A 25,961-nucleotide genomic window follows, 5' to 3' on the forward strand; every position below is an offset into this window, starting at 1 on the left:
GGCATCGATGAGCGAGCCGGTCATCCTCGCGGGGTCGGCGACCCAGCTCGGCGCGACCTTTGACGGCGATGGGGTGAATTTCGCGGTGTTTTCCGCTCATGCCGAGGCCGTCTCGCTCTGCCTTTTCGACGAGGATGGCACGGAAACCCACCGCCTGCCCCTGCCCGAGCGCGACGGGGATGTCTGGCACGGGCGCGTGCCCGGCCTGACTCCGGGCCAGCACTACGGTTTGCGCGTTGACGGCCCATTCCAGCCGAAGCAGGGCCACCGCTTCAACCCCCACAAGCTGCTGATCGATCCCTACGCCCGGCGTCTCACAGGGCACCCGGTGTGGAACGACGCGCTCTACGGCGGGCTCGAGACCCGCAACACCGCCGACAGCGCGCCCTACATGCCCAAGGGCGTGGTGGTGGACACGAGTTTCGACTGGGGCGGCACCCAGCCGCCGGACACGCGGCTTGCCAAGAGCGTGATCTACGAGGCGCACGTGAAGGGCCTCACCCAGCGTTTTCCGGGTGCCGAGCATCCGGGAAAATTCCTCGGCATCGCCTCGGACCCTGTGCTGGACTACCTGACCGACCTCGGCATCACCGCCATCGAGCTGCTGCCTGTGCAGGCCTTCCTCAACGACAGGTTTCTTGTCGACAAGGGGCTGCGCAATTACTGGGGCTACCAGACGCTGGGCTTCTTCGCGCCCGATCCGCGCTACCTCGACCAGGGCGCGCTCTGGGAGTTCCAGCACATGGTCGCCCGGCTGCACGCCGCCGGGATCGAGGTCATTCTCGACGTGGTCTACAACCACAGCGGCGAGGGCGACGAGCACGGTCCGACACTCAGCTTCCGGGGCCTGGACAACGCCAGCTACTATCGCCTGCCCGAGGACCGGCGCCTCTACATCAACGACACCGGCACAGGCAATACGCTCAACATCGACCACCCGATGGTGCTGCGCATGGTGATGGACAGCCTGCGCTACTGGGCGACGACCATGGGTGTGGACGGGTTCCGCTTCGACCTCTGCTCGACGCTCGGCCGCACACCGCAGGGCTTCGACCGCAACTCAGCCTTCTTCAAGGCGCTGCGCCAGGATCCGGTGCTGGCAGGCAAGAAGCTGATCGCCGAGCCATGGGACATCGGGCCGGGCGGCTATCAGCTCGGGGCCTACCCGCCGCCCTTCAGCGAATGGAACGACCAGTACCGCGACGGCGTGCGGCGCTTCTGGCGCGGCGATCTGGGGCATGTGCCGGTGATGGCCGACCGGATCACCGGCTCGGCCGGGCTGTTCGATCATTCTGGGCGCAATGCCACCGCTTCGGTCAACCTGCTCACCGCCCATGACGGCTTCACCCTGATGGACGTGGTCTCCTACAACCATCGCCACAACCAGGCGAACGGCGAGAACAACCGCGACGGCCACGGCGAGAACCATTCGGACAACATGGGCGTCGAAGGGCCTACCGAGGATCCCGCGATCCTCGACGCCCGCGCGCTGCGTCGCCGCAACCTGATGGCGACGCTGCTGCTGAGCCAGGGCACACCGATGATCCTTGCGGGCGACGAGATCGGCAACTCGCAGGGCGGCAACAACAACGCCTACGCGCAGGACAACGAGACCGGCTGGATCGACTGGGACAGCCGCGACGACGCCTTCCATGCCTTCACCCGCAAGCTCATCGCCTTTCGCAAGGTCCATCCGATCCTGCGCCAGCGCCGCTACCTGCACTCGCGCCCGCGCCGGGTCGACGGGGTGCCCGATCTTTTCTGGTGGCGTGCCGACGGGCAGGAGATGACCCGCGCCGACTGGACCAACGGCCATCTCAAGGTGCTCTGCGCCGAATTCCGCATGGCCTCGGGCACGCCGCTTTACAAGCAGCGCGAGGAAGCCATGTACATCGCCCTGAACGCCGGCGACGCGGTCGAGCTGACCCTGCCCCGGCCGGGCGACGGCTACGTCTGGGTGCGCCACATCGACACCGCCGCGCCCGAGGCGGCACCGCTGCGCCTTGGCGGGACGGTGACGCTGGCGGCAAATTCGGTCCTGCTGCTGGCAGAGGAGCCCTGATGGACGATCTCGACCTGCGTGCCGCAAAGGCGGGCATTCTTGGTGAATACCGCGACCTCTACGGCACATGGCACAGCACGCCGCCAGAGACCAAGACGGTCCTGCTGGCGGCGATGGGGCTCGCCGAGGATACCCCGATGCCGTCCCGCGACTTGCCGAAATGGCAGGTCTCGGTGCAAGGCGAGCCGCCCGCGCTGAAGGTGCCGGGGCACTGGCAGATCACGCTCGAGGACGGGCGGGCGCTGGAGGGCACGGGCCGTCTGCCCGCGCTGCCGCTGGGGCGTCACCGGCTGGACGCGGGCGACGAGACCTGCTGGCTGCTGAGCGCGCCGCCGCGTCTGGCGCTGCCCGAGCGCAACTGGGGGCTGATGGTGCCCTTGGCCTGCCTGCGCCCGGCAAGCGTGGGCGGCATCGGCAGCTTCGACGATCTGGCGGTGCTGGCCGAAGGAGCGGGCGCGCAGGGCGCGGGGTTCCTCGGCATCAACCCGATCCATGCAGGGTTTCACGTCGCAGATCCCGGCGGCTTCAGCCCCTACACCCCCTCGCACCGCCGCCGCCTGTCGCCGCTCTACCTGCCCACCGGCACCGCGGCGACACCGGGTGCTCTGGTGGATTTCGCTTCCGAGACCCCGGCCCGGCTCGCCGCGCTGGAAGCAGAGTTTCGCAACGCCCCGCCCGGCCCCGGCTTCGATGCCTGGCTGCGCCACGAGGGGGACGAGCTGCACCGCTTCGCGCTGCACCAGGCGCTGTCGGAAAAGCTCGGCGCCTATTGGAATGGCTGGGACGCCGCCTACCAGGACCCGAAGAGCCCACAGGTGGCGCAGGCGGCCCGAGACCTCTCCGAACGCATCCGCTTCCACGCCTGGCTGCAATATGCCGCCGAGGGGGCGGTTACTGCCGCGCAGCGCCGCGCGCAGGCGGCGGGCATGGCGCATGGGCTTTATCTTGACCTTGCCGTCGGCACGCATCCTCATGGGGCCGAGACCTGGACCGACCGTGCGAATTTCGCCACCGGCGCAAGCCTTGGCGCGCCGCCCGATGCCTTCGCGCCGCAGGGACAGAACTGGCAGCTCGCGCCGTTCAACCCCGTGGCGCTGGAAGACAGCGGTTTCGAGGCGCTCGCCCTCACCCTGCGCCAGCAACTGCGGTTCTGCGGCATGCTTCGGATCGACCACATCATCGGCTTTGAACGCGCCTACTGGGTGCCGGACGGGAACAACCTGCCGGGTGCCTACGTGCAGATGCCGCGCGAGGCGATGTTCGCCGTCGCCCGCATCGAGGCGGCACGCTGCGGCGGGGTGATCATCGGCGAGGATCTGGGCGTGATCCCCGACGGGCTGCACCACGCGATGGACGAAAGCGGGCTGCTCGGCTGCCGCCTTGCCTGCTTCGAGCACCGGGGGGATCCGCCCGAATTCAAGCGCCCCGAAGACTATGACGAGGCGGTGATTGCCAGCTTCACCACCCATGACCTGCCGACCTGGAAAGGCTGGCGCGCCGGGCGCGAGATCGGCATCCGCGAAAGCATCGGCCTGACCCCTCCCGAGCACGCGGAGGGGATGAAATCCTGGCGCGGACGCGAGATCGCCGGCTTCGACTGGCTCAGCGGTCAGTTCCGCGGCGCGCTCGACCCCGCCGCGCCCGAAGCCATGTTCCACGTTCTTGCCGCGACCCGCGCCCGTCTCGTGGCGGTGCAGGTCGAGGACCTGCTGGACAGCGATGTCCAGCCCAACCTTCCCGGCACCGTCTGGGAATATCCCAACTGGCGCCAGCGCCTGCCGCTTGGCCCGCAAGAGATTGCAAACACACCCGTTCTTGCCAATGCCGCCCGGATCATGGAAGCATCCGGGCGAAGGAGACATTCATGACGCACATCCGCACCGTACCCACCGAGCCGATCGAGGGGCAGAAACCGGGCACGTCCGGCCTGCGCAAGAAGACCCCGGTCTTCCAGGGCCACCATTATCTCGAAAACTTCATTCAAAGCATCTGGAACGGCATCGGCGGCGTCGAGGGCAAGACCCTCGTGCTCGGCGGTGATGGGCGGCATTTCAACTCCCAGGCGGCGCAGGTCGTGCTGCGCATGGCCGCTGCCAGCGGCGCCAAAAAGGTGATTGTCGGCGAACGCGCGCTGCTCTCGACCCCGGCCGCCTCGAACCTCATCCGCAAGCGCGGCGCCGACGGCGGCATCATCCTGTCGGCCAGCCACAACCCCGGCGGCCCCGAGGGCGATTTCGGCGTGAAATACAACGCCGGCAACGGCGGGCCGGCCCCCGAAGCCATCACCGACAAGATCTTCGAGGCCACCAAGACGATCACCGAGTTCAAGATCCTCGACAGCCAGGACGTCGGCCTCGCCGGCACCGGCACGGTGATGCTGGGCGACATGGAGATCGAGATCGTCGATCCCGTGGCCGATTACGCCGAGCTGATGAAGGAGATCTTCGACTTCGACGCCATCCACGCGCTGTTCCGCTCCGGCTTCTCGATGCGCTTCGATGCGATGCACGCGGTGACCGGCCCCTACGCGCGGATGATCCTCGAGGAGGAGCTGGGCGCCGGCCCCGGAACGGTGATCAACGCGATCCCGCTGCCCGATTTCGGCAAGGGCCATCCCGACCCGAACCCGATCTGGGCAAAGACGCTGATGGACGAGATGATGGGCGACCATGCGCCAGATTTCGGCGCAGCCTCGGATGGCGACGGCGACCGCAACATGATCGTCGGCAAACACTGCTACGTGACCCCCTCGGACAGCCTCGCGGTGCTGGCGGCCAATGCCACGCTCGTTCCGGCCTACGCGGGCGGGCTGAAAGGCGTCGCGCGCTCGATGCCGACCTCGGGCGCGGTGGACCGTGTCGCCGAGGGGCTTGGCATCGACTGCTACGCCACGCCCACCGGCTGGAAGTTCTTCGGCAACCTGCTTGACGCCGGCCGCGCCACGCTCTGCGGCGAGGAGAGCGCCGGCACCGGCTCGGACCACGTGCGCGAGAAGGACGGGCTCTGGGCCGTGCTCTTCTGGCTCAACGTGCTGGCGAAGAAGCACTGCTCGGTCGCCGAACTGATGGAGGATCACTGGAAAGCCTACGGCCGCAACTACTATTCGCGCCACGACTACGAGGGCGTGGACAGCGATGCCGCGAGCGCCCTTATGGACCACGTCCGCGCCCAGCTCGGCACGCTGCCCGGAACCGCGGTTGCGGGCATGACCGTCGCCTCGGCCGAGGAGTTTGCCTATGACGATCCGGTCGACGGCTCGCGCTCCGAGAAGCAGGGCCTGCAGATCGGCTTCGAGGGCGGCGCGCGGCTGGTGCTGCGCCTGTCCGGCACCGGCACCGAGGGGGCGACGCTGCGTGTCTATCTCGAGAAGGTCGAGACCGACCCGACACAGTTCGCGCTTGATCCGCAAGTCGCGCTGGCACCGGTGATCGCCGCCGCCGAGGCCATCGCGGGCATCAAGACACGCACGGGCCGGAGCGAGCCGGACGTCATCACCTGATCGGAATACAAGATTATGGATACCCTTCGCGCCATCGCCCTGATGGTGCTTGGCATGGCGTTGCTGGCCCTCAGCGACGCCTTCATCAAGCTGTCCTCGCTGCAGGCACCCTCCGGACAGGTGATGATGGCCATCGGCCTTGGTGGCTGCTGCGTCTTCCTGATCCTCGCCCGGATCAAGAAGATGCCGCTGCGCCGTGCCGATGCGCTGAATCCCAAGGTTCTCTGGCGCAACATCTTCGAGATGATCGGCGGGCTCGGGATGATCGTCGGCCTGTCCCATATTCCGCTGTCGGTGATGGCGGCGATCATGCAGACCGCGCCGCTGGCCGTGACCCTGGGCGCGGCGCTCTTTCTCGGCGAGAACGTCGGCTGGCGGCGATGGTCGGCGATCGGCGTCGGTCTGGTCGGGATGCTGATGGTGATCCGCCCGTTTGGCACCGCCTTCACCGGCTGGGAAATCTTCGCGGTCACCGGGGTCATCGGCCTGGCCGCCCGCGATCTGGTGACCCGCACCCTGCCCGCCGCCATCCCTTCGGTGGTGGTCTCGGCCTGGGGCATGGCCTCGATCGTGCCGGTCGGCCTCGTGCTGCTGCTGGTCTCGGGCCGCGCGCCGGTCTTCACGTTGCCCGCCCTGGCGCCGATGGCCGCCGCAATCGCGGTCACCGCGGGGGGCTATCTTGCGGTGACCAACGCCATGCGCATGGCCGAGGTCGCGGCGGTCTCGCCCTTCCGCTACACGCGGCTGATCTTCACCGCGAGCCTTGGCATGCTGATCTTCGGAGAGCGCCCCGACGGCTGGACCTATGCCGGGGCCGCGCTGATCCTCGCCGCCGGGCTCTACACCTTCGTGCGCGAGCACCGGCTGGCCCGCGCGCGGCAGCGGGACGTGAACCGGGGGCTCTGAGCCCCCGGATATCGCCCTACCCGCCCACGACCTCGATCCCCGGCGCCGTCACGCTGTTCGCGGCATCCACCGAGACCGTCTCGCGGGTGCGCGGCAGCGCCTCGGGCATCTCTCGCTGGATCCAGGTGATCAGCTTCTCGCGGATCTCGCAGCGCAAGTCATAGGTGCGCGGCGCGTTGCGCGCCGAGGCGAGGATGCGGATCTCCATCACCCGCTCGCGGAAGTCATTGACCTGCAGGTGGCAGACGTTCCCGTCCCAGAGCGCGCTCTCGCGGCAGATCTCGTTCATCCTGTCGCGGATCCTCTGGATGTCGGCGCAATGATCGAGATAGAGCAGCACCCCGCCGATCAGCGACGCGCCGTCCCGAGTCCAGTTCTGGAACGGCTGCTCGATGAAGTAGCTGAGCGGCACGATCAGCCGCCGCCAGTCCCAGATCTTGATCACCACGTAGGTGCCGGTGATCTCCTCGATCCAGCCCCATTCGCCCTCGACGATCACCGCGTCGTCGATGCGGATCGGCTGGGTGATGGCGAGCTGGATGCCGGCGATCAGGTTCTTCAGCACCGGCTGGAAGGCGAAGCCGACCACGATGCCCGCCGCCCCGGCCGAAGCCAGCAGCGAGACGCCCCATTGCCGGACCCCCGGAAAGGTCATCAGGATCGCCGAGATCGTCACGATCAGGATCAGCCAGCCGGTCAGCCGCACGAGGATGCGGCTCTGGGTGACATGCTTGCGCGCCAGGAAATTGTCCTCGGCATCGAGCGAGAACTTCCGCAGCCGCACCGTCGTCCAGATGTTCAGCGCCGTGTGCACCACCCAGGCGACAAGGATGATGAAGGCGATCAGCAGCGCGTGTTGCGCAAGATCGCGCCAGACCGCATCCAGCGGCGCCACCGCCACGCCGATCGCCAGAAAGAACACCACCAGCCCCATCCGCAACGGCCTTCGTGTGCGCGACACGAGACTGCGCCAGAAGAGATCGCGCTTCGCCACCATCCGGGTCAGGATGCCGAACACCAGCCGGTAGGCCAGCACTCCGACGAGGAAGGCCACCGCCAGCACCGCCGCGGGCATGACCCATCCCGGCAGCACCGGGATGATCGCCTCTACCGCCTCGGAAAAATCCGCCACCTGCTGCTCGAGCTGGTCCAGCTCGGAAATCTCGGCCACCTGCTGGCCGATCTCGCTCAGTTCTTCTTCCATGCACCATGTCCGCGCGGCACCGTCCTCCCCTCGGCACCCCTGCGCGGCCTTTCCTGCTGTCCATTGCCCGTGCGTCTGCAGAAAAAACCTAGGGGGCATTTCCGGCAGGGCAAAAAACTATGCTGCACGAACATGTGGTTGTTAGCGCAACCCCATGGGAACAGGCACTGTTAGCGTTACCGTGATTATTTACTTCTGCTTCGCCCCTGTTATAGCTCGTCGCGAACCCATTCCTTTGCGAGGGACCCATGAGCATCATCATCGACATTCACGCCCGCGAGATCCTCGACAGCCGCGGCAACCCCACCGTCGAAGTCGACGTCACGCTGGAAGACGGCACCATGGGCCGCGCCGCCGTGCCCTCGGGCGCATCGACCGGCGTGCATGAAGCCGTCGAGAAGCGCGACGGCGACAAGTCGCGCTACATGGGCAAGGGCGTGCTCGAAGCGGTCGCCGCGGTCAACGGCGAGATCGCCGAGACCATCGTCGGCTTCGACGCCACCGAGCAGCAGGCCATCGACATGGCGATGATCGAGCTCGACGGCACCGACAACAAGGGCCGTCTCGGCGCCAACGCCATCCTCGGCGTCTCGCTGGCTGTGGCCAAGGCAGCCGCCGAGTTCACCGGTCAGCCGCTCTACCGCTACGTCGGCGGCACCTCGGCCCGCGTGCTGCCGGTGCCGATGATGAACATCATCAACGGCGGCGAACACGCCGACAACCCGATCGACATCCAGGAATTCATGATCATGCCGGTCTCGGCGACCAGCATCGGCGAAGCCGTGCGCATGGGCTCCGAGGTGTTCCACACGCTGAAGAAGGAGCTCTCGGCGGCGGGCATGTCGACCGGCCTCGGCGACGAAGGCGGCTTTGCCCCCGAGCTGGCCTCGACCAAGGACGCGCTCGACTTCATCCTCAAATCGATCGAAAAGGCCGGCTACAAGCCCGGCGAGGACATCTTCCTCGCGCTCGACTGCGCCTCGACCGAATACTTCAAGGACGGCAAGTACGAGATGAAGGGCGAGGGCCTGTCGCTCACCTCGGCCGAGAACGTCGCCTATCTCGCCAAGCTCTGCGAAGACTACCCGATCATCTCGATCGAAGACGGCTGCGCCGAGGATGACTGGGAAGGCTGGAAGCTGCTGACCGAGGCACTCGGCGCATCGGTCCAGCTGGTCGGCGACGATCTCTTCGTCACCAATCCCGAGCGCCTCGCCATGGGCATCGATCAGGGCGTGGCCAACTCCATGCTGGTCAAGGTCAACCAGATCGGCACGCTGTCCGAAACCCTGAAGGCCGTCGATATGGCCCACCGCGCGCGCTACACCAACGTGATGTCGCACCGCTCGGGCGAGACCGAGGACGCCACGATCGCCGACCTCGCCGTGGCCACCAACTGCGGCCAGATCAAGACCGGCTCGCTGGCCCGCTCGGACCGGCTCGCCAAGTACAACCAGCTGATCCGCATCGAGGAAATGCTGGGCGAGGCGGCGGAATACGCTGGCCGCTCGATCCTCAAGCGCTGAGCCGCGACGCTCCGAAACTCGAAGGGCGGGGACATGTTCCCCGCCCTTTTGTCATTCGAGCCGTCGCCCGGCGCTTCTTCTCTTTTCAAATACGCCCTGTTCCGACGGCGCCATGAGCGGGAGGCCCGGAGGGGGGCTCTGCCCCCGTCCGCTGCGCGGACTCCCCCGGGATACTTGGGCCTAGAAGAAAGGCTCAGGAGGCGCTTTTCTCCTCGACCGCCTCGGCCAGCGCCTCGGCGCGGGCGGCAAGTTCGGCCATGGCCTCGGTCACGCTGCGCGGGATCACCGGCACCTCGACGCGCTCGGCCTCGGGTGGCGGCGCATCGCGCAGGGCGCGCACCTCGGACGCCATGGCGGCGATACGCTCCTCGGCGTCGCGCAGACGGTCCTCGGTCTCGCGCAGGCGATCCTCGAGCCCGGCGGTCTTGTCGGCCAGCATCAGCCCGGCCATCAGCAGCATCCGCGCCTCGGGCATGCGGCCAATCTGGCCGACCAGCACCTGCGCCTCGGTGTCGAGCATGCGCGCGGCGGCCTGAAGATACTGTTCCTCGCCCTCCTGGCAGGCCACCTCGAAGCTGCGGCCGCCGATCAGGATTTCGACTTCGATCTGCGACATCACAGCGCCTCCGGGGTCAGGGCCGCGGTCAGCCCGGCGAGCAGCGCCCGCGCCTCCGCGGTTTCCACGCCGCGCGCGGCGCGCAGCGACTCGAGTTCGGCCAGCATGGCCTGGTTGATCAGATGCGGCTCGCCCAGCCCGGCCTCGAGCGCGGCGCGCATCTCGGCCTGGGAGCGCATCAGCATGTCATTGGCCTGGCGCAGGCGCTGAAGTTCGCCGTCGAGCGCTGCCATCGCCTGGCGCTGCTCGGCCTGCGCCGCGCCGCCGGCGGGCCGGTTCTGCGGATTTTCCAGCTGCGCGTGCAACTGGCGCAGCCGCTCCTCGAGCTGCGCGTTGGCCATGCGTTCCTCGTCCAGCGCACCGCGCAGCGCCGCGATCTCGGCCGGGCCGCCCTCGGCCCCGCCAGGCTGCGCCGACCCCAGCGCCTCGACCCCGGTCGAGATGCGGTCAAACGCGCGGGTGATCCTGGAGTGCAACTCGTCGATCTGGCTCATCCTGCGTCCCTTGTTCCTTGCCTTGCGTCCGGCGGTGCCTCGCAGCATCCTCGGATTGCGACCCGCCGGTCCGTGCCGGAGCCCCGTGCCGCCAGCCTGCCCGGCCCGCCTATACCAAAGAGATCGGAAAGGCGAATCAATGCCTTCCGCTTCCGGCTGAGGATATCAAGCGGGCCGGGAAATTGCTCGCCATAAGTTCCAATACCTTACGGACCGTGCTTCATCCTGCGCGTGACGGGATGCGCCCGCAATACTTGAACTTATCACCAGCGCTGCTATTGAGCCCGCTGACAGGCTTCCGGCAAGAGGACAAAGCCCCGTGGACATTTCTGCACTCAAGGCCAAGAACCCCGACCATTGGACCCGCGCCTGCGCGATCCGCGCGCTGACGCTGGACGCGGTGACGGCGGCGAATTCCGGCCACTCCGGCATGCCCATCGGCATGGCCGACGTGGCCACCGTGCTTTACGCCAAGCACCTGAAATTCGATGCCAAGAACCCGAAGTGGGCGGACCGCGACCGGTTCATCCTCTCGGCCGGCCACGGCTCGATGCTGCTCTACTCGCTGCTCTATCTTGCCGGTGACCCGCAGATCACCCTCGACGAGGTGAAGAACTTCCGCCAATGGGGCGCCCGCACCGCCGGCCACCCGGAAAACTTCCACGCCGACGCCATCGAGACCACCACCGGTCCGCTCGGCCAGGGCATCGCAACCGCCGTGGGCTTCGCCATGGGCGAGGAAATCCTGCGCGCGCGCTTCGGCAAGAAGGTCGTGGATCACCACACCTATGTCATCGCCGGCGACGGCTGCCTGATGGAGGGCGTCAGCCAGGAGGCGATCACCCTCGCCGGCCGCTACGCCCTCGGCAAGCTCGTCGTCTTCTGGGACAACAACGGCATCACCATCGACGGCAAGGTCGAGCTGTCGGACAAGACCGACCAGGTGACGCGCTTCCGCTCGGCAGGCTGGGAGGTCATCGAGATCGACGGCCATGACCCCGAGGCGATCGACGCGGCCATCACGGCGGCGAAGAAGAGCGCGCAGCCGACGATGATCGCCTGCAAGACGCACATCGCCCTCGGCCACGCCGCGCAGGACACCTCCAAGGGTCACGGCGCGCTGACCAATGCCGAGCAGAACACCGCGGCCAAGCAGAACTGGGGCTGGGCCTATGGCCCGTTCGAGGTGCCCGCCGAGGTGAAGAGCTGGTGGGAAGAGGTCGGCAGCCGCGGCGCCGCCGACCGCGCCGAGTGGGAAGAGCGCTTCGCCGCCCTGTCGGACAGCCGCCAGAAGGACTTCACCCGTCAGCAGGACGGCGACGCGCCGAAGAAGCTCTCGGCGGTGATCCGCGCGCTGAAGAAGCAGATCAGCGAGGAAGGCCCGAAGGTCGCCACCCGCAAGAGCTCGGAAATGGTGCTCGAGGTGGTCAACCCGATCATGCCCGAGACCGTGGGCGGCTCGGCCGACCTCACCGGCTCGAACAACACCAAGACCGGTGACCTCGGCGTCTTCGACGTCGACAGCCGCAAGGGCCGCTACGTCTACTGGGGCATCCGCGAGCACGGCATGGCGGCGGCGATGAACGGCATGGCGCTGCACGGCGGCCTGCGCCCCTACGGCGGCACCTTCATGGCCTTCACCGACTACGCGCGCCCGGCGATGCGCCTCGCCGCGCTGATGCAGATCCCGACGGTCTTCGTGATGACCCACGATTCCATCGGCCTGGGTGAAGACGGCCCGACGCACCAGCCGGTCGAGCACCTGGCGATCAGCCGCGCGACGCCGAACACGCTGGTGTTCCGCCCGGCCGACACCGTCGAGACCGCGGAAGCCTGGGAAGTGGCGCTGACCCAGAAGGGCACGCCCTCGGTGCTGTCGCTGACCCGCCAGAACCTGCCGACCGTGCGCCGCGAGCACAAGACCAACAACCTCACCTCGAAGGGCGCCTACGTGCTGGCCGAGGCCGAGGGCAAGCGCCAGGCGATCCTGATCGCCACCGGCTCGGAGGTCGAGATCGCACTCGCTGCGCGGGACGCTCTGCAGGCCGAGGGCATCGGCACCCGCGTCGTCTCCATGCCCTGCATGGAGCTCTTTGCCCAGCAGGACGAAGCCTACCGCAAGCGCGTGCTGCCCGCGGGCCCCGTGCGCGTCGGCGTCGAGGCGGCCACCCGCCATGGCGGCTGGGACCGCTGGCTGCTCGGCGAGCGCGGCCGCGAGGCCAAGCAGGACTTCGTCGGCATGGACAGCTTCGGTGCCTCGGCCCCGGCGGAAGTGCTCTACGAGAAGTTCGGCATCACCGCGCAGAACGTGGTGGCGAAGGTCAAGGCGCTGCTCTGATCCGCACGCGGCAAGGGGGCGCTGCCCCCTCGCCCTTCGGGCTCACCCCCGGCGTATTTGGAAAGAGAAGACTAACGAAGGGCGCCTCTGCCGGGGCGCCCTTTTTCTGCGCTCAGAAGGCGGAGAGACAGCTCTCCTCGCGCAGGCAGCGCAGTTCGAGCCGGGGCTCCAGCGCGCGCTGGCCAAGCTCGCCGTTGACGCAGCTGGCGGCGATGGTGATCGCGGGGCTTTCCGGCAAGGGCGCGCCCGGGCCGAAACTGAACCTGCGCTCCTGCTCGGCGGCGCAGCCCGGCGCATCGAGATCACCGTCGCACGCAGCGCGCAGGGACTGGTACCAGCGCCGGCAGTGCGCCACGACGGCCTGCGGGTCATGGCCCTGTATCTCGGCGGTGCCATCGACGTAGCGACGGCCGATAGGAAAGGTCTGCCGTCGCACTCCCGCCGGGCCGGTGATCCGCACCTGGCTGACCCCGGCGTCGCACCGCGCGGTCGCGATCCAGGTTTGCGTGAGCGAGGCGGCGAGCGTGTCGGCTTCGGGCCGGACCAGCCGGGTGCCTCCGCCGGAGTCCGCCCCGACGCAGACCCAGACCGAGGCGGGCTCGGGCGGAGGCGCAAGCGACACGAAGCTGCGCCCGGTGAGGAAGGTTTCGTCGATCAGCGGCGGTGCGCCGTCACCTGCGGAGTCTTGGGCTGCCGCGGGCGGCCCCGGCAGGAGGCTCAGCAGCAGGGCAGTGAGGAGATGGCGCATGGGGACTCCGGACGGCACGGGCGGGGTTGCGTGCCCCGCTCGGCCAGCCTAGCACCTCGAGCGCCGGGTGCCATCGCCCGGAGTGCGGCGGCGTCTCGCGGCGCTCAGTGCGCCGCCTCTTTCTTGCGCCCGAAGAGCGGCAGGATGATCCGCGTGACGACGGGCACGAGGATCATCCCCCAGATCACCCCGAGCACGCCGTCGACCACCGCGGTGACGGTCCAGAGCGCCGCGGGGCGCAGCTCTTCCGAGACGCCATGCGACGCGGCCTCGGCCCAGTGGTGGATGGTCTCCTCGGGCAGGTGCCAGCCCATCTCGGCGGCGGAATGCACGAGGATGGAGCCGCCGACCCAGAGCATGGCGACGGTGCCGACCGTGGCGAGGATCTTCATCACCCAGGGCATGCCCTTGACGATGCCGCGACCGATCGAGCGGGTCACGCCGAGGCGCCCGACCTTTGCCAGCCAAAGCCCGATGTCGTCCATCTTCACGATGACCGCCACGGTGCCATAGATCCCGGCGGTGATCGCAAGGGCGACGATGCCGAGCGCCGCGGCGCGCACCCAGATCTCGGGCGCCTCGATCGCCGAGAGCGCGATGGTCATGATCTCGGCCGAAAGAATGAAATCGGTCTTGATCGCGCCCTTCACCTTCTGCTCTTCCAGATGCGCCGGATCGGCTTTGGTCGCGGCCTTAGGGGCGCTGGCGTGGGCGCCGGGCCGCAGCACGTGCAGCACCTTTTCCGCCCCCTCGAAGCAGAGGTAGGAGCCGCCGAGGATGAGCAGCGGCGGGATCATCCAGGGCGCGAAGCTCGACAGCAGCAGCGCCAGCGGCAGCAGGATGACGATCTTGTTGAACACCGAGCCGCGGGCGATGCGCCAGATGATCGGCAGCTCGCGTTTGGCTTCGAAACCATCGACGTATTTCGGGGTGACCGCGGCGTCGTCAATGACCACGCCCGCGGTCTTGGAGCCCGCCTTGGCGGCGCTGGCCGTGATGTCATCGACCGAAGCGGCCGCAATTTTGGCGATTCCCGCCACGTCGTCGAGAAGCGCGAGAAGTCCGCTCATGTCCTGCTCCGTATGGTTCTGGCCCCAAGGTAATCCGCGCGCCGCGTTGCGCAAGCCTCGGGCGTGCCGTAGCGGCACTGCACAAGGTTATGCGCTATCAGCAAGTCATGTTAGCGCCCGCAGCATGGTTTATCGCTAACATATTGCAATTCCTTTACTTTTCGCGTTGCTGCCGTGGCACACCTCTGTATACGGGAAGGCAAGTTCCACCCCATAGACTTCATCCTGACCAGGAGACCGCTCCATGACCGTGACCGTCGGCATCAATGGATTCGGCCGCATTGGCCGCTGCACCCTCGCCCATATCGCCGAGAGCGCGCGCAACGACGTGCAGGTGGTGAAGATCAACGCCACCGGCCCGATCGAGACCGCCGCCCACCTGCTGCGCTATGACAGCGTGCACGGCCGCTTCGGCGGCGAGGTCCGCGTCAGCGGCTCCAGCATGGACATCGGCCGCGGCCCGATGGAGGTCATGTCGACCTACAACATGGCCGAGCTCGACTGGACCGGCTGCGACGTCGTGCTGGAATGCACCGGCAACTTCAACGACGGCGAGAAGGCCGTGCAGCACATCCACCAGGGCGCGCGCTCGGTGCTGATCTCGGCCCCGGCCAAGAACGTGCAGAAGACCATCGTTTACGGCGTGAACCACCGCGAGCTCCAAAAGGGCCACACAATGGTCTCGAACGGCTCGTGCACCACCAACGCGCTGGCGCCGCTGGCCAAGGTGCTCGACGAGGCGGTGGGCATCGAGAGCGGCATCATGACCACGATCCACTCCTACACTGGCGACCAGCCGACGCTGGACCGCCGCCACAAGGATCTCTACCGCGCCCGCGCCGCGGCCATGGCGATGATCCCGACCTCGACCGGCGCGGCCAAGGCGCTCGGCGAGGTGCTGCCGAACCTGCGCGGCAAGCTCGACGGCTCGTCGATCCGCGTGCCGACGCCGAACGTCTCGGCGGTGGACCTGACCTTCCAGGCCGGCAAGGACGTGACCGTGGCCGACATCAACGAGATCATCCGCGAGGCCGCCGCTGGCCGCATGGGCTCGGTGCTGGCCTATGATCCCGAACCGAAGGTCTCGATCGATTTCAACCACACCACGCACAGCTCGATCTTCGCGCCGGACCAGACCAAGGTCATCGGTCGCACCGTGCGCGTGCTGGCCTGGTACGACAACGAATGGGGTTTCTCGGCGCGCATGGCGGACGTGGCCGCCGAGCTGGGTCGCACGTTGCACTGATCGCAGCCGATCATCGAATGGACAAAGGGCGGCCACCTGGGCCGCCCTTTGGCGTTTTGGTCTGCCGTGCGGACACAGCGCTCAGGCGTGTTTCTCGATGAGGCTGGCAAAGGCGCTCATGATGGTACCGAGGAACTTCCTGGTGTCCTCGTTGGTCACCTCGCCCGTCTCCGAGATCAGCTTCATCAGGTTGCCGATATAAGCTTCGGGCTGCTGCAGCGGCTGCATGTTCAGGAAAACCAGGGACTGCCGCAGCTGGTGGTTGGCGCCGAAGCCCCCCGGTCCACCCGGCGAGCCGGTCACCACAGCCGCGGGCTTGCCGTCCCAGACGCTGTCGCCATAGGGGCGCGAGCCGACGTCGAGCGCGTTCTTCACGGCGGCGGGCAGGCCGCGGTTGTATTCCGGGGTGACGAAGAGGACCGCGTCGCTGGCCTTCACCTGGGCGCGGAAACGGGTCCAGGCCTCGGGCGACGTCCCCTCGTCGAGGTCGGGGTTGTAGAGCGGCAGGTCGCCGATCGCGACAAAGTCGAAATCCAGCGCCTCGGGCGCAACTTCGGTCAGCGCCGTGGCGAGCATCCGGTTGTAAGAGCCCTCGCGCAGAGAGCCAACGATGACGGCAACTTTCCTGGACATGACAGTCTCCTTTCCTTGCCTTTGCCCCAGATATGGGACTGTGCCGGAAGGAGAGCAGGCCGATTTGCGCACGCTGCCTGCGCAGGAGAGCGCGGAACACCTGACCCGGAGAGCGGCAGGGTACGTCGGCACCCTGCCCGCCTTTTGCGGAGGGTCAGACCTTGCGCAGCGCGAGCACCGCGTTGAGCCCGCCGAAGGCGAAGGCGTTCGACAGGACCACCGAGACATCCGCCTCTCGCGCCTCGTTGGGCACCACGTCGAGCGCGCATTCCGCGTCGAATTCCTCGTGGCCTATCGTCGGGGCGATCACCCCGTCGCGCAGCGCCATGATGCAGGCCAGCAGTTCGACCGCGCCGGTACCGCCGATGCAATGGCCGTGCATCGACTTGGTCGAGGAGATCATCAGCCGGTCCGCCTGCGGTCCCATGGCATCGGCCACGGCGGCGCATTCGGTCTTGTCGTTGGCGGCGGTGCCCGTGCCATGGGCATTGATGTAGCCCACCTCGTCGCGGTCGATACGCCCGTCGCGCAGCGCACCCGAGATCGCCCGCGCCGCGCCCTGCTTGGACGGCATGACGATGTCGGCGGCGTCCGAGGTCATCGCAAAACCGACCACCTCGGCAAGGATGTCGGCACCGCGCGCCCTCGCGTGATCGTAGTCCTCGAAGACGTAGACCCCCGCGCCCTCGCCCTGCACCATGCCGTTGCGGTTGGCAGAGAACGGGCGGCAGGCGTCCTTGGACATGACCCGCAGCCCTTCCCAGGCCTTCACCCCGCCAAAGCAGAGCATCGACTCCGCCCCGCCGGTGATCATCGCCGGGCATGCGCCCGAGCGGACCATCTGGAAGGCGAGCCCCATGGCATGGTTGGAACTGGCGCAGGCGGTGGCGACGGTGAAGGTCGGTCCGCGCAAGTTGAACTCCATGCTGACATGGCTGGCAGCGGCGTTGTTCATCAGCTTGGGCACGACGAAGGGGTGAACGCGGTTCTTGCCCTCCTCGTAGACCGAGCGGTAATTCTCGTCCTGCGTGGTCAGACCGCCGCCCGAGGTTCCCAGCACCACGCCCGAGCGGTCCGCCATATCGCCATGGAACTCCAGCCCCGATTGTGCGATCGCCTCGCGCGCCGCGATCAGCGCAAATTGCGTGAAGCGATCGTAGAGCGCAAGCTGCTGGCGGTTGAAAGTCTCTTCCGGCTCGTAGCCCTTGACCTGCCCGCCGATGCGGATGGCCAGACGCTCGACGTCCCGGAACTCCAGTTCCCCGATGCCACAGCGCCCTTCGCGCATGGCCTCGAATGTTGCAGGCACGCCGCGCCCCAGCGCGTTGATCGTGCCTGCACCCGTAATGACGACCCGTTTCACGCGGTCTGCTCGGCCACCAGCTTCTCGATCCCGGCGACGATGGTCGACACCGAGGAGATGTCAAAATCGCTTTGCTCGGGCTCGTTGGCGTTGAACGGAACCGAGATGTCGAAGGCTTCCTCGATGGCGAAGATGCTCTCGACAAGGCCAAGACTGTCGATCCCCAGGTCCTCGAGCGTGCTCTCCATCGCCACGTCCGAGGGTTCGAGAACGGCCTGTTCGGCGATGATCTCGATGACCTTGTCTTTCACACTCATGGTGCTGCGCTCCCCATTATCGTCGCAGGGTCCGTGTCAGGGTCGGCTTACTCATTCCCCATGAGCTTGGAAACAGATTTCTTGAGTTCCGCGACTTCTTTGAAGAGCCGTGGCAATCTGCGCAAACCCTTGTAAGTCTCGACGTGGCTTTCCATTTTCATCGCCGGGTAGCCCAGCATGACACGCCCTGCCGGGATGTTCGACAGCACAGTGGTGCCGCCGCCGGTGATCACGTTGTCGCCGATGAAAATGTTGTCCGAGACGCCAGTCTGCCCGGCGAGCACGACGTTGTTGCCGATCTTCGTCGAGCCGGCGATGCCGCAGCAGCCGCAGATAAGCGTGTTGTCGCCGACCACGACGTTGTGGCCGATCATCACCAGGTTGTCGATCTTGGTGCCGTTGCCGATCTTCGTGTCACGCACCGAGCCGCGGTCGATGGTGGCATTGGCGCCGACCTCGCAGTCGTCACCGATGGTGACCGCGCCGAGCGAGTGGATGCGGGCCCATTGCTGGGCTACTTGCGTGCCTTCCTCGCCGAGGCTGGCACGGGCCTTCTCGACGCCCGAGACCTCGGGGGTGACGAAGCTGAAGCCGTCGCCGCCGATGCTGGCGTTGAACTGGCCGAAGAACCGCGCCCCGATGGTGCAGCGCGCGCCGATGCGCACGCCGGAGTGGATCATCGCGTCCTCGCCGATGGTCGCATCCTCGCCGATGAAGACCTGCGGGCCGATGACCGAGCGCGCGCCGATCTTCGCCCGCGCGCCGATCACCGTGAACGCCGCGACCGAAACGCCTTCGCCCAATTCGGCCGAGGGATCGATGCTGGCGGTCGGATGGATGCCTTCGCCGTAGCCGTTGCCACGGTCGAGCATTGCGGACAGGCCGGAAAGCGCATGGCGCGGGCGCGGCGCGAGGATGGCGGCCTGCAGCCCCATGCCCTGCCAGTCGGCCCCTTCCCAAAGCATGGCGGCATGCGCCTTGCCCTCGCCGATCTGTGCGGCGAACTCGGGTTTCATGGCCAGCGCCAGCTGGCCCTCTTCGGCCTGCGCCGGCTCGGCGACCGAGGTGATGCGGATCGAGGTGTCGCCCTCGGCCGTCAGGCCGAGCGCGGAAGCGATCTCTGCGATGGAGTGGCTGTGTACGGTGCTGTCTAGGGACATGGGGTCCTCCGGGATGCTCTCCCCGAGGATTTAACTCGGCCCGCCTGCCAGTACCACCCCCGCGGCGCTCAGCGCATCCCAGATGCGTGCATCCCGGCCATAAACATCGGCGCGATACTCCATCTCGCCCTTCACGGTGGTGAAGGCGGTCCGGTAGATCAGGTGCACCGGCACCGGCTGGTCGAGGTTCACCCGCGTCTCGCGCCCGGTGTTGAGCTTGGACTGGAACAGCCCGACCGGGTCCGAAGTCTGCCGCGACAGCAGCGTGTAGGCGAAATCATGCGGATCGCTGAGACGCACGCAGCCGTGCGAGAAGGTGCGTTGCGTCCGGTCGAACAGCGATTTCGACGGCGTGTCGTGCAGGTAGATGTTGTACTTGTTCGGGAACATGAACTTCACTGTCCCGAGCGCGTTGCGCGGCCCCGGCGGCTGGCGCATGGCAAAGGGGAAGCTCGATGCGCTGTATTGGGCAAAGCCATTGGCGCGGTTGACCTGGCGACCCTGCTGGTCGGTGATCTCGAGGTGCCCGGCAGCGCCGGGGTTCTGGCGCAGCAGCGGCAGATATTCGTTCACCACGATCGAGCGCGGCACGTACCAAGACGGGTTGATCACCATGAATTCCATCTGGTCCGAGAATTCCGGCGTGCGGCGGTCGCTCTCCTGCGAGCCGACCACCGAGCGAGTCTCGAAGGTCACCTTGCCGTCATCGACGATCTCGGCGTGGAAATCCGTGAGGTTCACCATGATGTGACGCTTGCCGAGCCCGCCGGGCAGGTTCAGCCAGCGCTCGCGTTCCATCGCCACCAGCACCGCCTTGAGCCGGTCCTCGGCCGGGATGTTCAGCTGGCTGAGCGTGCCCGACCCCGCGACGCCATCGACAGCCAGCCCGTGGCTTTCCTGGAACCGCATGACCGCACTGCGCAGCGTGTCGTCATACTCGGCCGAGAGCGTGGGCTTGAGATAGCCCATTGCAATGAGCCGGTCGCGCAGCGTCACGACATCCCCGCCGCGCATGCCCATCTCGAGCTTGGCCGTGCGCACGGTCGGCCCCCAGCCGCCGCGCGCCACGGTCTGTTCGAGCTTGAGCTTGGCGCGCAGGAGGCGGGCGTATTCGTCCGAGGAAGGCGCGAGGTGCTGGAGCACCTGGTAGGGATCGCTGGCGGCGAGAACTTCGAGCAGGATCTTCGGATCACGACGGGGGGCCTCGCGCTTGATGCCCGCGTCGGTCTGCGCGGGCACCAGGATTCCGCTCTGAAGGTCACGGGCGTACTGCAGGAAGGCGCGGCTTAGTTTCACCTCGAGTTCCCCGCGCGCGTGCTCGCCTTCGACGTGGCGCATCTCGCGGATCAGCCCGTCGAGATCGTAGCGCTGCGTCGGCAACCCGTGCACCGCGGCGGTGCCAAGCGCCTCGATCAACGCCGCGCGGCGCAGCGCCGAACTCTCCTCGGGGCCGGTCCAGATCGGCGCGAAACCGCGGGTACGGTAGAAGGCCGCGAGCCCCTCGTTGTCAGAGAGATTCTCGGCGACGGCCTGCTTGTAGGCGGTCATCGACAGCGCCTGAGCCCCTGCCATGCCTGCCGGCAGCGCAACCAGCGCGCTTGCCAGAACAAGTGCCGCCAGACTGCTTCCACGACGGAAATTCCGCATTTTACCCATCTCGACCCGTATCTTTTGTTTTCGTGCCCCTGACGCGATTTTCCGGTGCAGCATGGGGGCTTGTCCACACACAATCGCGCGTGATCTTCGAGTTTTCCGCACCTGAGACGCCAATGCACTGACGCCACGTAGGTTCCCACCTGGCGCAACACTGCTTCTCGGTGTGTGCGCAAAATTTCGCCGATTTCCCGGCGGAACCCACTAGGGGTTGGAGAATATCCTTCATCGATAAATTTTCCTGTGCCATAAAAGCCGCACATCTGGGGGAAAGATGGTAGGTCCGCCCAACGAGGCGGAACAAACAGGCACAGCGACTAAACGGGACAGGCGCTTCACATGACAAACACGACAGCAAGCGGCATCTCGCGGCGTGGCCTTCTTGGCGCGTTCGCGGCAACCCTCGTCACGGCAGCACCCACTTACGCAAGCGCGGCAGGCTTCCTGCGCGGCGCGGGCGATGTGCGCCGCCTGCGGATGTATTCCGCACGCACCGGCGAGACGCTCAACATGATCTACTGGATCGAAGGGGAATACATCCCCGATGCGCTGAAGGAGATTTCCTACTTCATGCGCGACTGGCGCACGAACGACGTCAAGAACATCGACGCGCGCACCATCGACATCATGACGGCCGCCCACAACCTGATGGACGTGAGCGAACCCTACATGCTGATCTCGGGCTACCGCTGCCCGAAAACCAACGCGATGCTCCGGTCTCGGTCCTCGGGCGTTGCAAAGAACTCTCGTCACCTCAAGGGCGAAGCGGCCGACCTGCGGCTGAACTCGCGCTCGGTCAACCAGATGGCCCGCGCCGCGGCCTCCTGCAACGCGGGCGGCGTCGGACGTTACTCCAGCTCGAACTTCGTGCACATGGACTGCGGCCCGGTGCGCAGCTGGGGCAGCTGATCTGCCACTTCGGTTTTTGTGTGACAGGGGCGCCCAAGGGGCGCCCTTTGTCTTTCCGGGCAGGCCGAGCCTGCGGCACCTCCCGCGGGGTAGGTTTCGCTGAAAGACGCGCTCAGCCGAGGCGCGATCGCCATTCATCGAGGGCGGCATTGCCGTCGCGCGTGGCCGGGCTGGTCTGGGCAGTCTCGGCTGTCTCGACGGCCAGGCGGGAGCCTTGCGCGAAAGCCGCTGCCAGCTGTCGCTGGAAGTCCTGCCCCTTGGTCTGGTGGCGCGCGCCGAAATAGAAGCTGACCACCGCTCCCAACAGCCACCACAGCGGTTCCGGCACCAGTGCCAACCCCGTCATGCGCGCGGCGAACCACTCCGGGCTGGTCATCGCGCTGACCAGCAGGGCGAGCGTTCCGAAGGCCAGCGCCGGGCGCGGCAGGCGGTTGAGCGAATCCACCAGCCTGTCGAAGCGCGACACCGGCGCGCGCGCGAACTCCTGCGCGAACTGCGCCAGCGCCGCGGCGCGCTGGCTGGCCTCGCGCGCCGCCCCGGCCTCGGCGTTCTCGCGGAAGACCTCGGCGGTCTCGCGCAGCGCGGTGCCGCCAGAGCCGAAGACCATGCCGAGAAGACCGTCCATCATGCCCATGCTGCGACCCTTTCGCGGAACTGCGCCTCGGTGAGGCGGAAGCGCGGCGAGATGAAGCTCTCGGCGCGCAGGATCCAGCCGCCCTTGCCGCCGGCGCGGCTGCGGGCGAACTTGCGGCTGACCGGACGGCGGTCGGCCAGGGCGAAGTAGTAGTTGCGGCGCGCGATACCGTAGGCGTCGGCGATATGGTCCGGGGCCGCCGAGGCCGCGCGTGCCGCGGCGGCAATTGTCCGCGGCCCGACCACGCCATCCACCGCCACCGGCTCGCCCATGTCGCGCAGCAGATTTTGGAGCAGCTTCACCGCCATGCCGCCGGCGTTGACATACATGTCGAAAACCGTCGGTTGCAGCAGTCTCGGCAGCGCGTCGAGCCGCGGCGCGCGGAAATAGTCGCGCAGGAAGATCTCGGCCGCCTCGGTCCCGGTGAGCCGCCGCAGATCCGCCCGGTCGACATCCCCGTCACCGTCGAGATCGCCTTCGAGCCGGCGCAGCGTGGCAAGCGTCACCCCGTGGTTCGTCGCCCCGCCGGGATCGTCCGGGTCATCGACGTAGCCGCCCTCTCGGGCGACGATATCCTGCGCCATGCGCCGGACCTCGGCCTCTTCGGTCATGCCAGCTGCCTCCGCTGAATGGGTTTCCCAAGACCCAATGCTCTGCCACAAGGGGTAAAGAGAGTTTCAGCGCGGCGTTCGGAGGGGACGATGCAGGTCGGCATGACGGCGGAAGACATCATCGGGCTGCTGGACCTCGCGCCCCATCCCGAGGGCGGGCACTATCGCCAGACCTGGATCGCGGACAGCGGTGACGGCGGGCGTGCCGCCGGGACCTGCATCTACTTCCTGCTCCGGCGCGGCGAGCGCAGTCACTGGCACCGGGTGGACGCGGCGGAGATCTGGCATTTCTACGCCGGGGCGCCGCTGGTCCTCTCGGTGGCGGCAACCGGGGCCGGGCCGCGCCGCGATCTGCTGCTGGGGCCGGACCTCGCCTCGGGCGCGCGCCCGCAGCACATCGTTCACGAGGGGCATTGGCAGGCCGCCCGCAGCCTCGGCGATTGGACCCTGGTGGGCTGCACCGTCTCGCCCGGTTTCCGATTCGAGGGCTTCGAACTTGCCGCACCGGATTTCGACATCGGCTGACATCGGTCCGCGGCGACCCCAAGGCGAATACCCGGCAACGCAAAAGGCCGGGGCAAGCTGCCCCGGCCTTCAACTGTCGACTGAAAACCCTTAGTTCATCGGGCCTTCGTCGATGTCTTGCAGCTCCATGAGCTGATCCTTGGTCATGTTGGTGACCACGGAGTAGTTGCCGTCGTCGATCGGCACGAACTTGGCATTGTCGATCTCGAGCAGCACGTGCTTGTCGCCGATGTCGAGGAAGCCGCCAACCTCGGCCACGATGCCGCGGAACGAGCCGTCGGCGTTCAGGACGATGTCTTCGATCTCACCGACGTTGTCCCAGTCGTCCGAGACGGTGTCATAGGCCATGCCATCGTCCCACTCCATCGCTTCGCCGTCGGCGTCGACCGCGTAGACGGCGCCACCGGTGATGTCACGGGTGCGGATCAGACCATCGGGCGAGCCGTTGAACATGCCGTCGACCGAGGCAGCCATCTCGCCGGCTTCCTGTTTCATCTCGGTGCCGGCTTCGGCCATGGCGTCGCCGGCTTCTTCGGCTTCCTGCTTCATTTCGTCGCCGGCTTCTGCCATCGAATCACCGGCTTCCTTCATGGCCTGCTCGCCTTCGGCAACGGCCTCGTCGGTTTCCTGTGCAATCGCGTCGCCGGTGTTTTCCATGGCCTGCTCGGCGTTCTGCACGGCGGCGTCGGCGTTGTCCTTCGCGGCGTCCATGTTGCTCTCTTGAGCGTAGACGGCGGTACCGGCGGTCAGGGCGATGATGGCGGCGGTGGTGGTCAGACGTTTCATGATGTCTCCTCCTTGGGAAGTCGTCGTCTTGTCTGCCCTCACAACACGCGGGGCGCAGTCGTGTTCCGACCGCGCCCCGAAATTAATCACTTTGAAAACTTGGAACTTTTTCAAGTATTCCGCTGCACGAATGCGACGAGCTGACGGGTCGAGCCGTCCTTACCCTCGGCGCTTTCCGCCCCCGACACGATGGGGCCAAGGGCCGTCGCCAACTCCTTGCCGAGCTCCACGCCCCACTGGTCGTAGGAGTTGATGTCGAGGATCACCCCCTCGACGAACACCCGGTGCTCGTAGAGCGCGACGATCATCCCCAGCGTGCGCGGATCGAGCAGCGGGTAGACCAGCGTGGTCGAGGGGCGGTTGCCGGGGAAGACCCGGTGCTTGGCCTGCCGGACCAACTCGGCACCCTCGAACTTGCCGGCCACCTTGCCGCGCGCCTCGTCAAGATCGCGACCACGCATCAGCGCCTCGGACTGCGCGAAGCAATTGGCCAGCAGAAGCTCGTGGTGATGGCGCAGCTTCGGTTCGTGGCTGCGCGCGCCGACCATGAATTCGCAAGGGATCACCCGCGTACCCTGGTGGATCAGCTGGTAGAAGGCGTGCTGGCCGTTGGTGCCGGGCTCGCCCCAGACCACCGGGCCACTGTCGAACGTCAGCGTCTCGCCATCCATCGCCACCGACTTGCCATTGCTCTCCATCTCCAGCTGCTGAAGATAGGCGGGCAGCCGCGCGAGGCGGTTCTCGTAGGGCAGCACGGCGCGGGTGGCGTGGCCCAGCACCTGGTTGTGCCACATGCCCACCAGCGCCAGCAGCACCGGCATGTTGGCCTCGAGCGGGGCGCTGCGGAAATGGGTGTCCATCGCCTGACCGCCCGCGAGGAAGGCGCGGAAGTTCTCCGGCCCCACGGCGATCATCATGGACAGGCCGATCGGCCCCCACATGGAGTAGCGCCCGCCGACCCAATCCTCGAAACCGAAGACGCGCGACGCCGGAATGCCCCATTCGCCCGCCTTCTCGGCATTGGAGGACAGTGCGATGAACTTGCCCTCGGTGCTGACGCCCTTCTCTTCCAGCCAGTCCCAGGCGGTGCGCGCGTTGGTCATCGTCTCGATGGTGGTGAAGGTCTTCGAGGCGATGATGAAAAGCGTCGTCTCGGGCGGACACTGTTTCAGCGCGTCGGCAATGTCGGCACCGTCAACGTTCGACACGAAATGGCAGCGCGGCCCGTCGTGATAGGGCGCGAGCGCGATGGTGCCCATCTTGGGGCCAAGGTCCGAGCCGCCGATCCCGATGTTCACCACGTCGGTGACCCCGGATGCGCGCACGTCGCGCGCCAGCGCCTCCATGCGCGAGAGCGTGTCCAACACCTCGGGCATCACGTCCTTGCCATCCACCTCGACCGGCACGCCCGCGATATTGCGCAGCGCGGTGTGCAGCACCGCCCTGCCCTCGGTTTCGTTGATCTTGGCGCCACCGAACATGGCCTCGCGCCGCGCCTCGACCTCGGCACCGCGCGCCACGGCGAGCAGCGCCTCCAGTACCTCGGCATCGATCTGCGTCTTGGAGTAATCGAAGAGCATCCCCTCGGCCTCGACCGAGAAGGTCTGTGCCCGCGCGGCGTCCTCGGCAAAGAGCGCATCGATCCTGCGGCCTTCACGTGCGGCCGCGAGGCGTTTCAGGTCATCCCACATTGAGGTTCTTCCCCTGTTGATCCGTTCCGT

At 67.1% G+C, this 25,961-nt stretch carries 23 protein-coding genes; 9 read left to right on the plus strand and 14 right to left on the minus strand.

Translation table 11 applies throughout. The annotated features are described in order from the left end of the window. The first annotated feature begins 7 nt into the window (after nt 1–7). From glgX to IQ782_RS14485, 4 genes are read left to right on the plus strand one after another with little or no spacing between them, the layout of a single operon-like run. Nucleotides 8–2,062: a glycogen debranching protein GlgX gene (gene glgX, locus IQ782_RS14470; RefSeq protein WP_194135371.1), complete on the plus strand. Its 2,055-nt coding sequence runs from the start codon at nt 8–10 to the stop codon at nt 2,060–2,062. Then, the gene (gene malQ, locus IQ782_RS14475; protein ID WP_194135372.1) at nt 2,062–3,930 is read left to right on the plus strand and encodes a 4-alpha-glucanotransferase; all 1,869 of its coding nucleotides are present in this window, start codon (nt 2,062–2,064) and stop codon (nt 3,928–3,930) included. Before glgX ends, malQ begins: the two co-directional genes overlap by 1 nt. Continuing rightward, entirely contained in the window at nt 3,927–5,561 is a 1,635-nt protein-coding gene (locus tag IQ782_RS14480; protein ID WP_194135373.1) for an alpha-D-glucose phosphate-specific phosphoglucomutase, read from the plus strand. The genes malQ and IQ782_RS14480 overlap by 4 nt, the downstream gene beginning before the upstream one ends. 15 nt (nt 5,562–5,576) lie before the next feature. Continuing rightward, a complete protein-coding gene (locus IQ782_RS14485; protein ID WP_194135374.1) occupies nt 5,577–6,467 on the plus strand; it encodes a DMT family transporter in 891 nt (296 codons plus the stop codon). Between the two features lie 16 nt (nt 6,468–6,483). Here IQ782_RS14485 and IQ782_RS14490 read toward each other — a convergent pair whose 3' ends face one another. Next, complete coding sequence (locus tag IQ782_RS14490; RefSeq protein ID WP_194135375.1) at nt 6,484–7,671, minus strand: mechanosensitive ion channel family protein; 1,188 nt, start codon at nt 7,669–7,671, stop codon at nt 6,484–6,486. Nucleotides 7,672–7,919: 248 nt separating this feature from the next. Between IQ782_RS14490 and eno the strand changes: the two genes are divergently transcribed. Further along, a complete protein-coding gene (gene eno / locus IQ782_RS14495) occupies nt 7,920–9,197 on the plus strand; it encodes a phosphopyruvate hydratase (RefSeq protein ID WP_194135376.1) in 1,278 nt (425 codons plus the stop codon). A 193-nt stretch (nt 9,198–9,390) separates the two neighbouring features. Here the strand turns inward: eno and IQ782_RS14500 are convergent, their stop codons facing one another. Together IQ782_RS14500 and IQ782_RS14505 are read right to left on the minus strand one after the other, a co-directional pair. Beyond that, the gene (locus IQ782_RS14500) at nt 9,391–9,813 is read right to left on the minus strand and encodes a cell division protein ZapA (protein WP_194135377.1); all 423 of its coding nucleotides are present in this window, start codon (nt 9,811–9,813) and stop codon (nt 9,391–9,393) included. Then, the gene (locus tag IQ782_RS14505) at nt 9,813–10,307 is read right to left on the minus strand and encodes a hypothetical protein (RefSeq protein ID WP_194135378.1); all 495 of its coding nucleotides are present in this window, start codon (nt 10,305–10,307) and stop codon (nt 9,813–9,815) included. Before IQ782_RS14505 ends, IQ782_RS14500 begins: the two co-directional genes overlap by 1 nt. A gap of 319 nt (nt 10,308–10,626) precedes the next feature. Between IQ782_RS14505 and tkt the strand changes: the two genes are divergently transcribed. Continuing rightward, nucleotides 10,627–12,645 carry a transketolase gene (gene tkt, locus IQ782_RS14510; protein ID WP_194135379.1) on the plus strand — a complete coding sequence of 673 codons (2,019 nt, stop codon included), beginning with the start codon at nt 10,627–10,629 and terminating at the stop codon, nt 12,643–12,645. A 112-nt stretch (nt 12,646–12,757) separates the two neighbouring features. Here tkt and IQ782_RS14515 read toward each other — a convergent pair whose 3' ends face one another. After that, complete coding sequence (locus tag IQ782_RS14515) at nt 12,758–13,393, minus strand: hypothetical protein (protein WP_194135380.1); 636 nt, start codon at nt 13,391–13,393, stop codon at nt 12,758–12,760. A 104-nt stretch (nt 13,394–13,497) separates the two neighbouring features. Beyond that, nucleotides 13,498–14,463 carry a DUF808 domain-containing protein gene (locus IQ782_RS14520; RefSeq protein ID WP_194135381.1) on the minus strand — a complete coding sequence of 322 codons (966 nt, stop codon included), beginning with the start codon at nt 14,461–14,463 and terminating at the stop codon, nt 13,498–13,500. A gap of 244 nt (nt 14,464–14,707) precedes the next feature. Here IQ782_RS14520 and gap point away from each other — a divergent pair, with 244 nt between their 5' ends. Further along, nucleotides 14,708–15,709 carry a type I glyceraldehyde-3-phosphate dehydrogenase gene (gene gap / locus IQ782_RS14525; RefSeq protein ID WP_194135382.1) on the plus strand — a complete coding sequence of 334 codons (1,002 nt, stop codon included), beginning with the start codon at nt 14,708–14,710 and terminating at the stop codon, nt 15,707–15,709. An 81-nt stretch (nt 15,710–15,790) separates the two neighbouring features. Here the strand turns inward: gap and IQ782_RS14530 are convergent, their stop codons facing one another. The 5 genes from IQ782_RS14530 to IQ782_RS14550 form a co-directional block, all read right to left on the minus strand. Next, nucleotides 15,791–16,342 (minus strand): NADPH-dependent FMN reductase, encoded by a 552-nt coding sequence (locus IQ782_RS14530; RefSeq protein ID WP_194135383.1) that lies wholly within the window; start codon nt 16,340–16,342, stop codon nt 15,791–15,793. A 154-nt stretch (nt 16,343–16,496) separates the two neighbouring features. Beyond that, on the minus strand, nt 16,497–17,705 hold the full coding sequence (locus tag IQ782_RS14535) for a beta-ketoacyl-ACP synthase II (RefSeq protein WP_194135384.1): 1,209 nt from the start codon (nt 17,703–17,705) through the stop codon (nt 16,497–16,499). Beyond that, the gene (locus IQ782_RS14540; protein WP_194135385.1) at nt 17,702–17,962 is read right to left on the minus strand and encodes an acyl carrier protein; all 261 of its coding nucleotides are present in this window, start codon (nt 17,960–17,962) and stop codon (nt 17,702–17,704) included. The genes IQ782_RS14535 and IQ782_RS14540 overlap by 4 nt, the downstream gene beginning before the upstream one ends. Before the next feature lie 47 nt (nt 17,963–18,009). Next, nucleotides 18,010–19,122 (minus strand): UDP-3-O-(3-hydroxymyristoyl)glucosamine N-acyltransferase, encoded by a 1,113-nt coding sequence (locus IQ782_RS14545; protein WP_194135386.1) that lies wholly within the window; start codon nt 19,120–19,122, stop codon nt 18,010–18,012. A gap of 30 nt (nt 19,123–19,152) precedes the next feature. Continuing rightward, the gene (locus IQ782_RS14550; RefSeq protein ID WP_194135387.1) at nt 19,153–20,769 is read right to left on the minus strand and encodes a L,D-transpeptidase family protein; all 1,617 of its coding nucleotides are present in this window, start codon (nt 20,767–20,769) and stop codon (nt 19,153–19,155) included. Nucleotides 20,770–21,114: 345 nt separating this feature from the next. Here IQ782_RS14550 and mepK point away from each other — a divergent pair, with 345 nt between their 5' ends. Continuing rightward, the gene (mepK, locus tag IQ782_RS14555) at nt 21,115–21,684 is read left to right on the plus strand and encodes a peptidoglycan L,D-endopeptidase MepK (protein WP_194135388.1); all 570 of its coding nucleotides are present in this window, start codon (nt 21,115–21,117) and stop codon (nt 21,682–21,684) included. Nucleotides 21,685–21,796: 112 nt separating this feature from the next. On the opposite strand, the gene IQ782_RS14560 is transcribed toward mepK, so the two are convergent. Both IQ782_RS14560 and IQ782_RS14565 read right to left on the minus strand, forming a co-directional pair. Then, nucleotides 21,797–22,318, minus strand: coding sequence for a holin family protein (locus tag IQ782_RS14560; RefSeq protein WP_194135389.1), 522 nt, complete (start codon nt 22,316–22,318; stop codon nt 21,797–21,799). Further along, a complete protein-coding gene (locus tag IQ782_RS14565) occupies nt 22,309–22,929 on the minus strand; it encodes a holin-associated N-acetylmuramidase (RefSeq protein ID WP_194135390.1) in 621 nt (206 codons plus the stop codon). Before IQ782_RS14565 ends, IQ782_RS14560 begins: the two co-directional genes overlap by 10 nt. A gap of 102 nt (nt 22,930–23,031) precedes the next feature. Here IQ782_RS14565 and IQ782_RS14570 point away from each other — a divergent pair, with 102 nt between their 5' ends. Further along, nucleotides 23,032–23,454: a cupin domain-containing protein gene (locus IQ782_RS14570; protein WP_194135478.1), complete on the plus strand. Its 423-nt coding sequence runs from the start codon at nt 23,032–23,034 to the stop codon at nt 23,452–23,454. A 90-nt stretch (nt 23,455–23,544) separates the two neighbouring features. Here the strand turns inward: IQ782_RS14570 and IQ782_RS14575 are convergent, their stop codons facing one another. Both IQ782_RS14575 and pgi read right to left on the minus strand, forming a co-directional pair. Next, on the minus strand, nt 23,545–24,240 hold the full coding sequence (locus tag IQ782_RS14575) for a PRC-barrel domain-containing protein (protein WP_194135391.1): 696 nt from the start codon (nt 24,238–24,240) through the stop codon (nt 23,545–23,547). A gap of 110 nt (nt 24,241–24,350) precedes the next feature. Continuing rightward, on the minus strand, nt 24,351–25,952 hold the full coding sequence (gene pgi / locus IQ782_RS14580) for a glucose-6-phosphate isomerase (protein WP_338092593.1): 1,602 nt from the start codon (nt 25,950–25,952) through the stop codon (nt 24,351–24,353). Nucleotides 25,953–25,961 lie beyond the last annotated feature (9 nt).

Source organism: Salipiger mangrovisoli (genome assembly GCF_015223355.1).
GTDB lineage: Bacteria > Pseudomonadota > Alphaproteobacteria > Rhodobacterales > Rhodobacteraceae > Salipiger > Salipiger mangrovisoli.

Excerpts from the sequence above, each read along its gene's own strand:
- glgX (WP_194135371.1), top strand. The coding sequence starts at position 8 with ATGAGCGAGCCGGTCATCCTCGCGGGGTCGGCGACCCAGCTCGGCGCG.
- malQ (WP_194135372.1), top strand. The coding sequence starts at position 2,062 with ATGGACGATCTCGACCTGCGTGCCGCAAAGGCGGGCATTCTTGGTGAA.
- IQ782_RS14480 (WP_194135373.1), top strand. The coding sequence starts at position 3,927 with ATGACGCACATCCGCACCGTACCCACCGAGCCGATCGAGGGGCAGAAA.
- IQ782_RS14485 (WP_194135374.1), top strand. The coding sequence starts at position 5,577 with ATGGATACCCTTCGCGCCATCGCCCTGATGGTGCTTGGCATGGCGTTG.
- IQ782_RS14490 (WP_194135375.1), bottom strand. The coding sequence starts at position 7,671 with ATGGAAGAAGAACTGAGCGAGATCGGCCAGCAGGTGGCCGAGATTTCC.
- eno (WP_194135376.1), top strand. The coding sequence starts at position 7,920 with ATGAGCATCATCATCGACATTCACGCCCGCGAGATCCTCGACAGCCGC.
- IQ782_RS14500 (WP_194135377.1), bottom strand. The coding sequence starts at position 9,813 with ATGTCGCAGATCGAAGTCGAAATCCTGATCGGCGGCCGCAGCTTCGAG.
- IQ782_RS14505 (WP_194135378.1), bottom strand. The coding sequence starts at position 10,307 with ATGAGCCAGATCGACGAGTTGCACTCCAGGATCACCCGCGCGTTTGAC.
- IQ782_RS14515 (WP_194135380.1), bottom strand. The coding sequence starts at position 13,393 with ATGCGCCATCTCCTCACTGCCCTGCTGCTGAGCCTCCTGCCGGGGCCG.
- IQ782_RS14520 (WP_194135381.1), bottom strand. The coding sequence starts at position 14,463 with ATGAGCGGACTTCTCGCGCTTCTCGACGACGTGGCGGGAATCGCCAAA.
- gap (WP_194135382.1), top strand. The coding sequence starts at position 14,708 with ATGACCGTGACCGTCGGCATCAATGGATTCGGCCGCATTGGCCGCTGC.
- IQ782_RS14530 (WP_194135383.1), bottom strand. The coding sequence starts at position 16,342 with ATGTCCAGGAAAGTTGCCGTCATCGTTGGCTCTCTGCGCGAGGGCTCT.
- IQ782_RS14540 (WP_194135385.1), bottom strand. The coding sequence starts at position 17,962 with ATGAGTGTGAAAGACAAGGTCATCGAGATCATCGCCGAACAGGCCGTT.
- IQ782_RS14545 (WP_194135386.1), bottom strand. The coding sequence starts at position 19,122 with ATGTCCCTAGACAGCACCGTACACAGCCACTCCATCGCAGAGATCGCT.
- IQ782_RS14550 (WP_194135387.1), bottom strand. The coding sequence starts at position 20,769 with ATGCGGAATTTCCGTCGTGGAAGCAGTCTGGCGGCACTTGTTCTGGCA.
- mepK (WP_194135388.1), top strand. The coding sequence starts at position 21,115 with ATGACAAACACGACAGCAAGCGGCATCTCGCGGCGTGGCCTTCTTGGC.
- IQ782_RS14560 (WP_194135389.1), bottom strand. The coding sequence starts at position 22,318 with ATGGGCATGATGGACGGTCTTCTCGGCATGGTCTTCGGCTCTGGCGGC.
- IQ782_RS14565 (WP_194135390.1), bottom strand. The coding sequence starts at position 22,929 with ATGACCGAAGAGGCCGAGGTCCGGCGCATGGCGCAGGATATCGTCGCC.
- IQ782_RS14570 (WP_194135478.1), top strand. The coding sequence starts at position 23,032 with ATGACGGCGGAAGACATCATCGGGCTGCTGGACCTCGCGCCCCATCCC.
- IQ782_RS14575 (WP_194135391.1), bottom strand. The coding sequence starts at position 24,240 with ATGAAACGTCTGACCACCACCGCCGCCATCATCGCCCTGACCGCCGGT.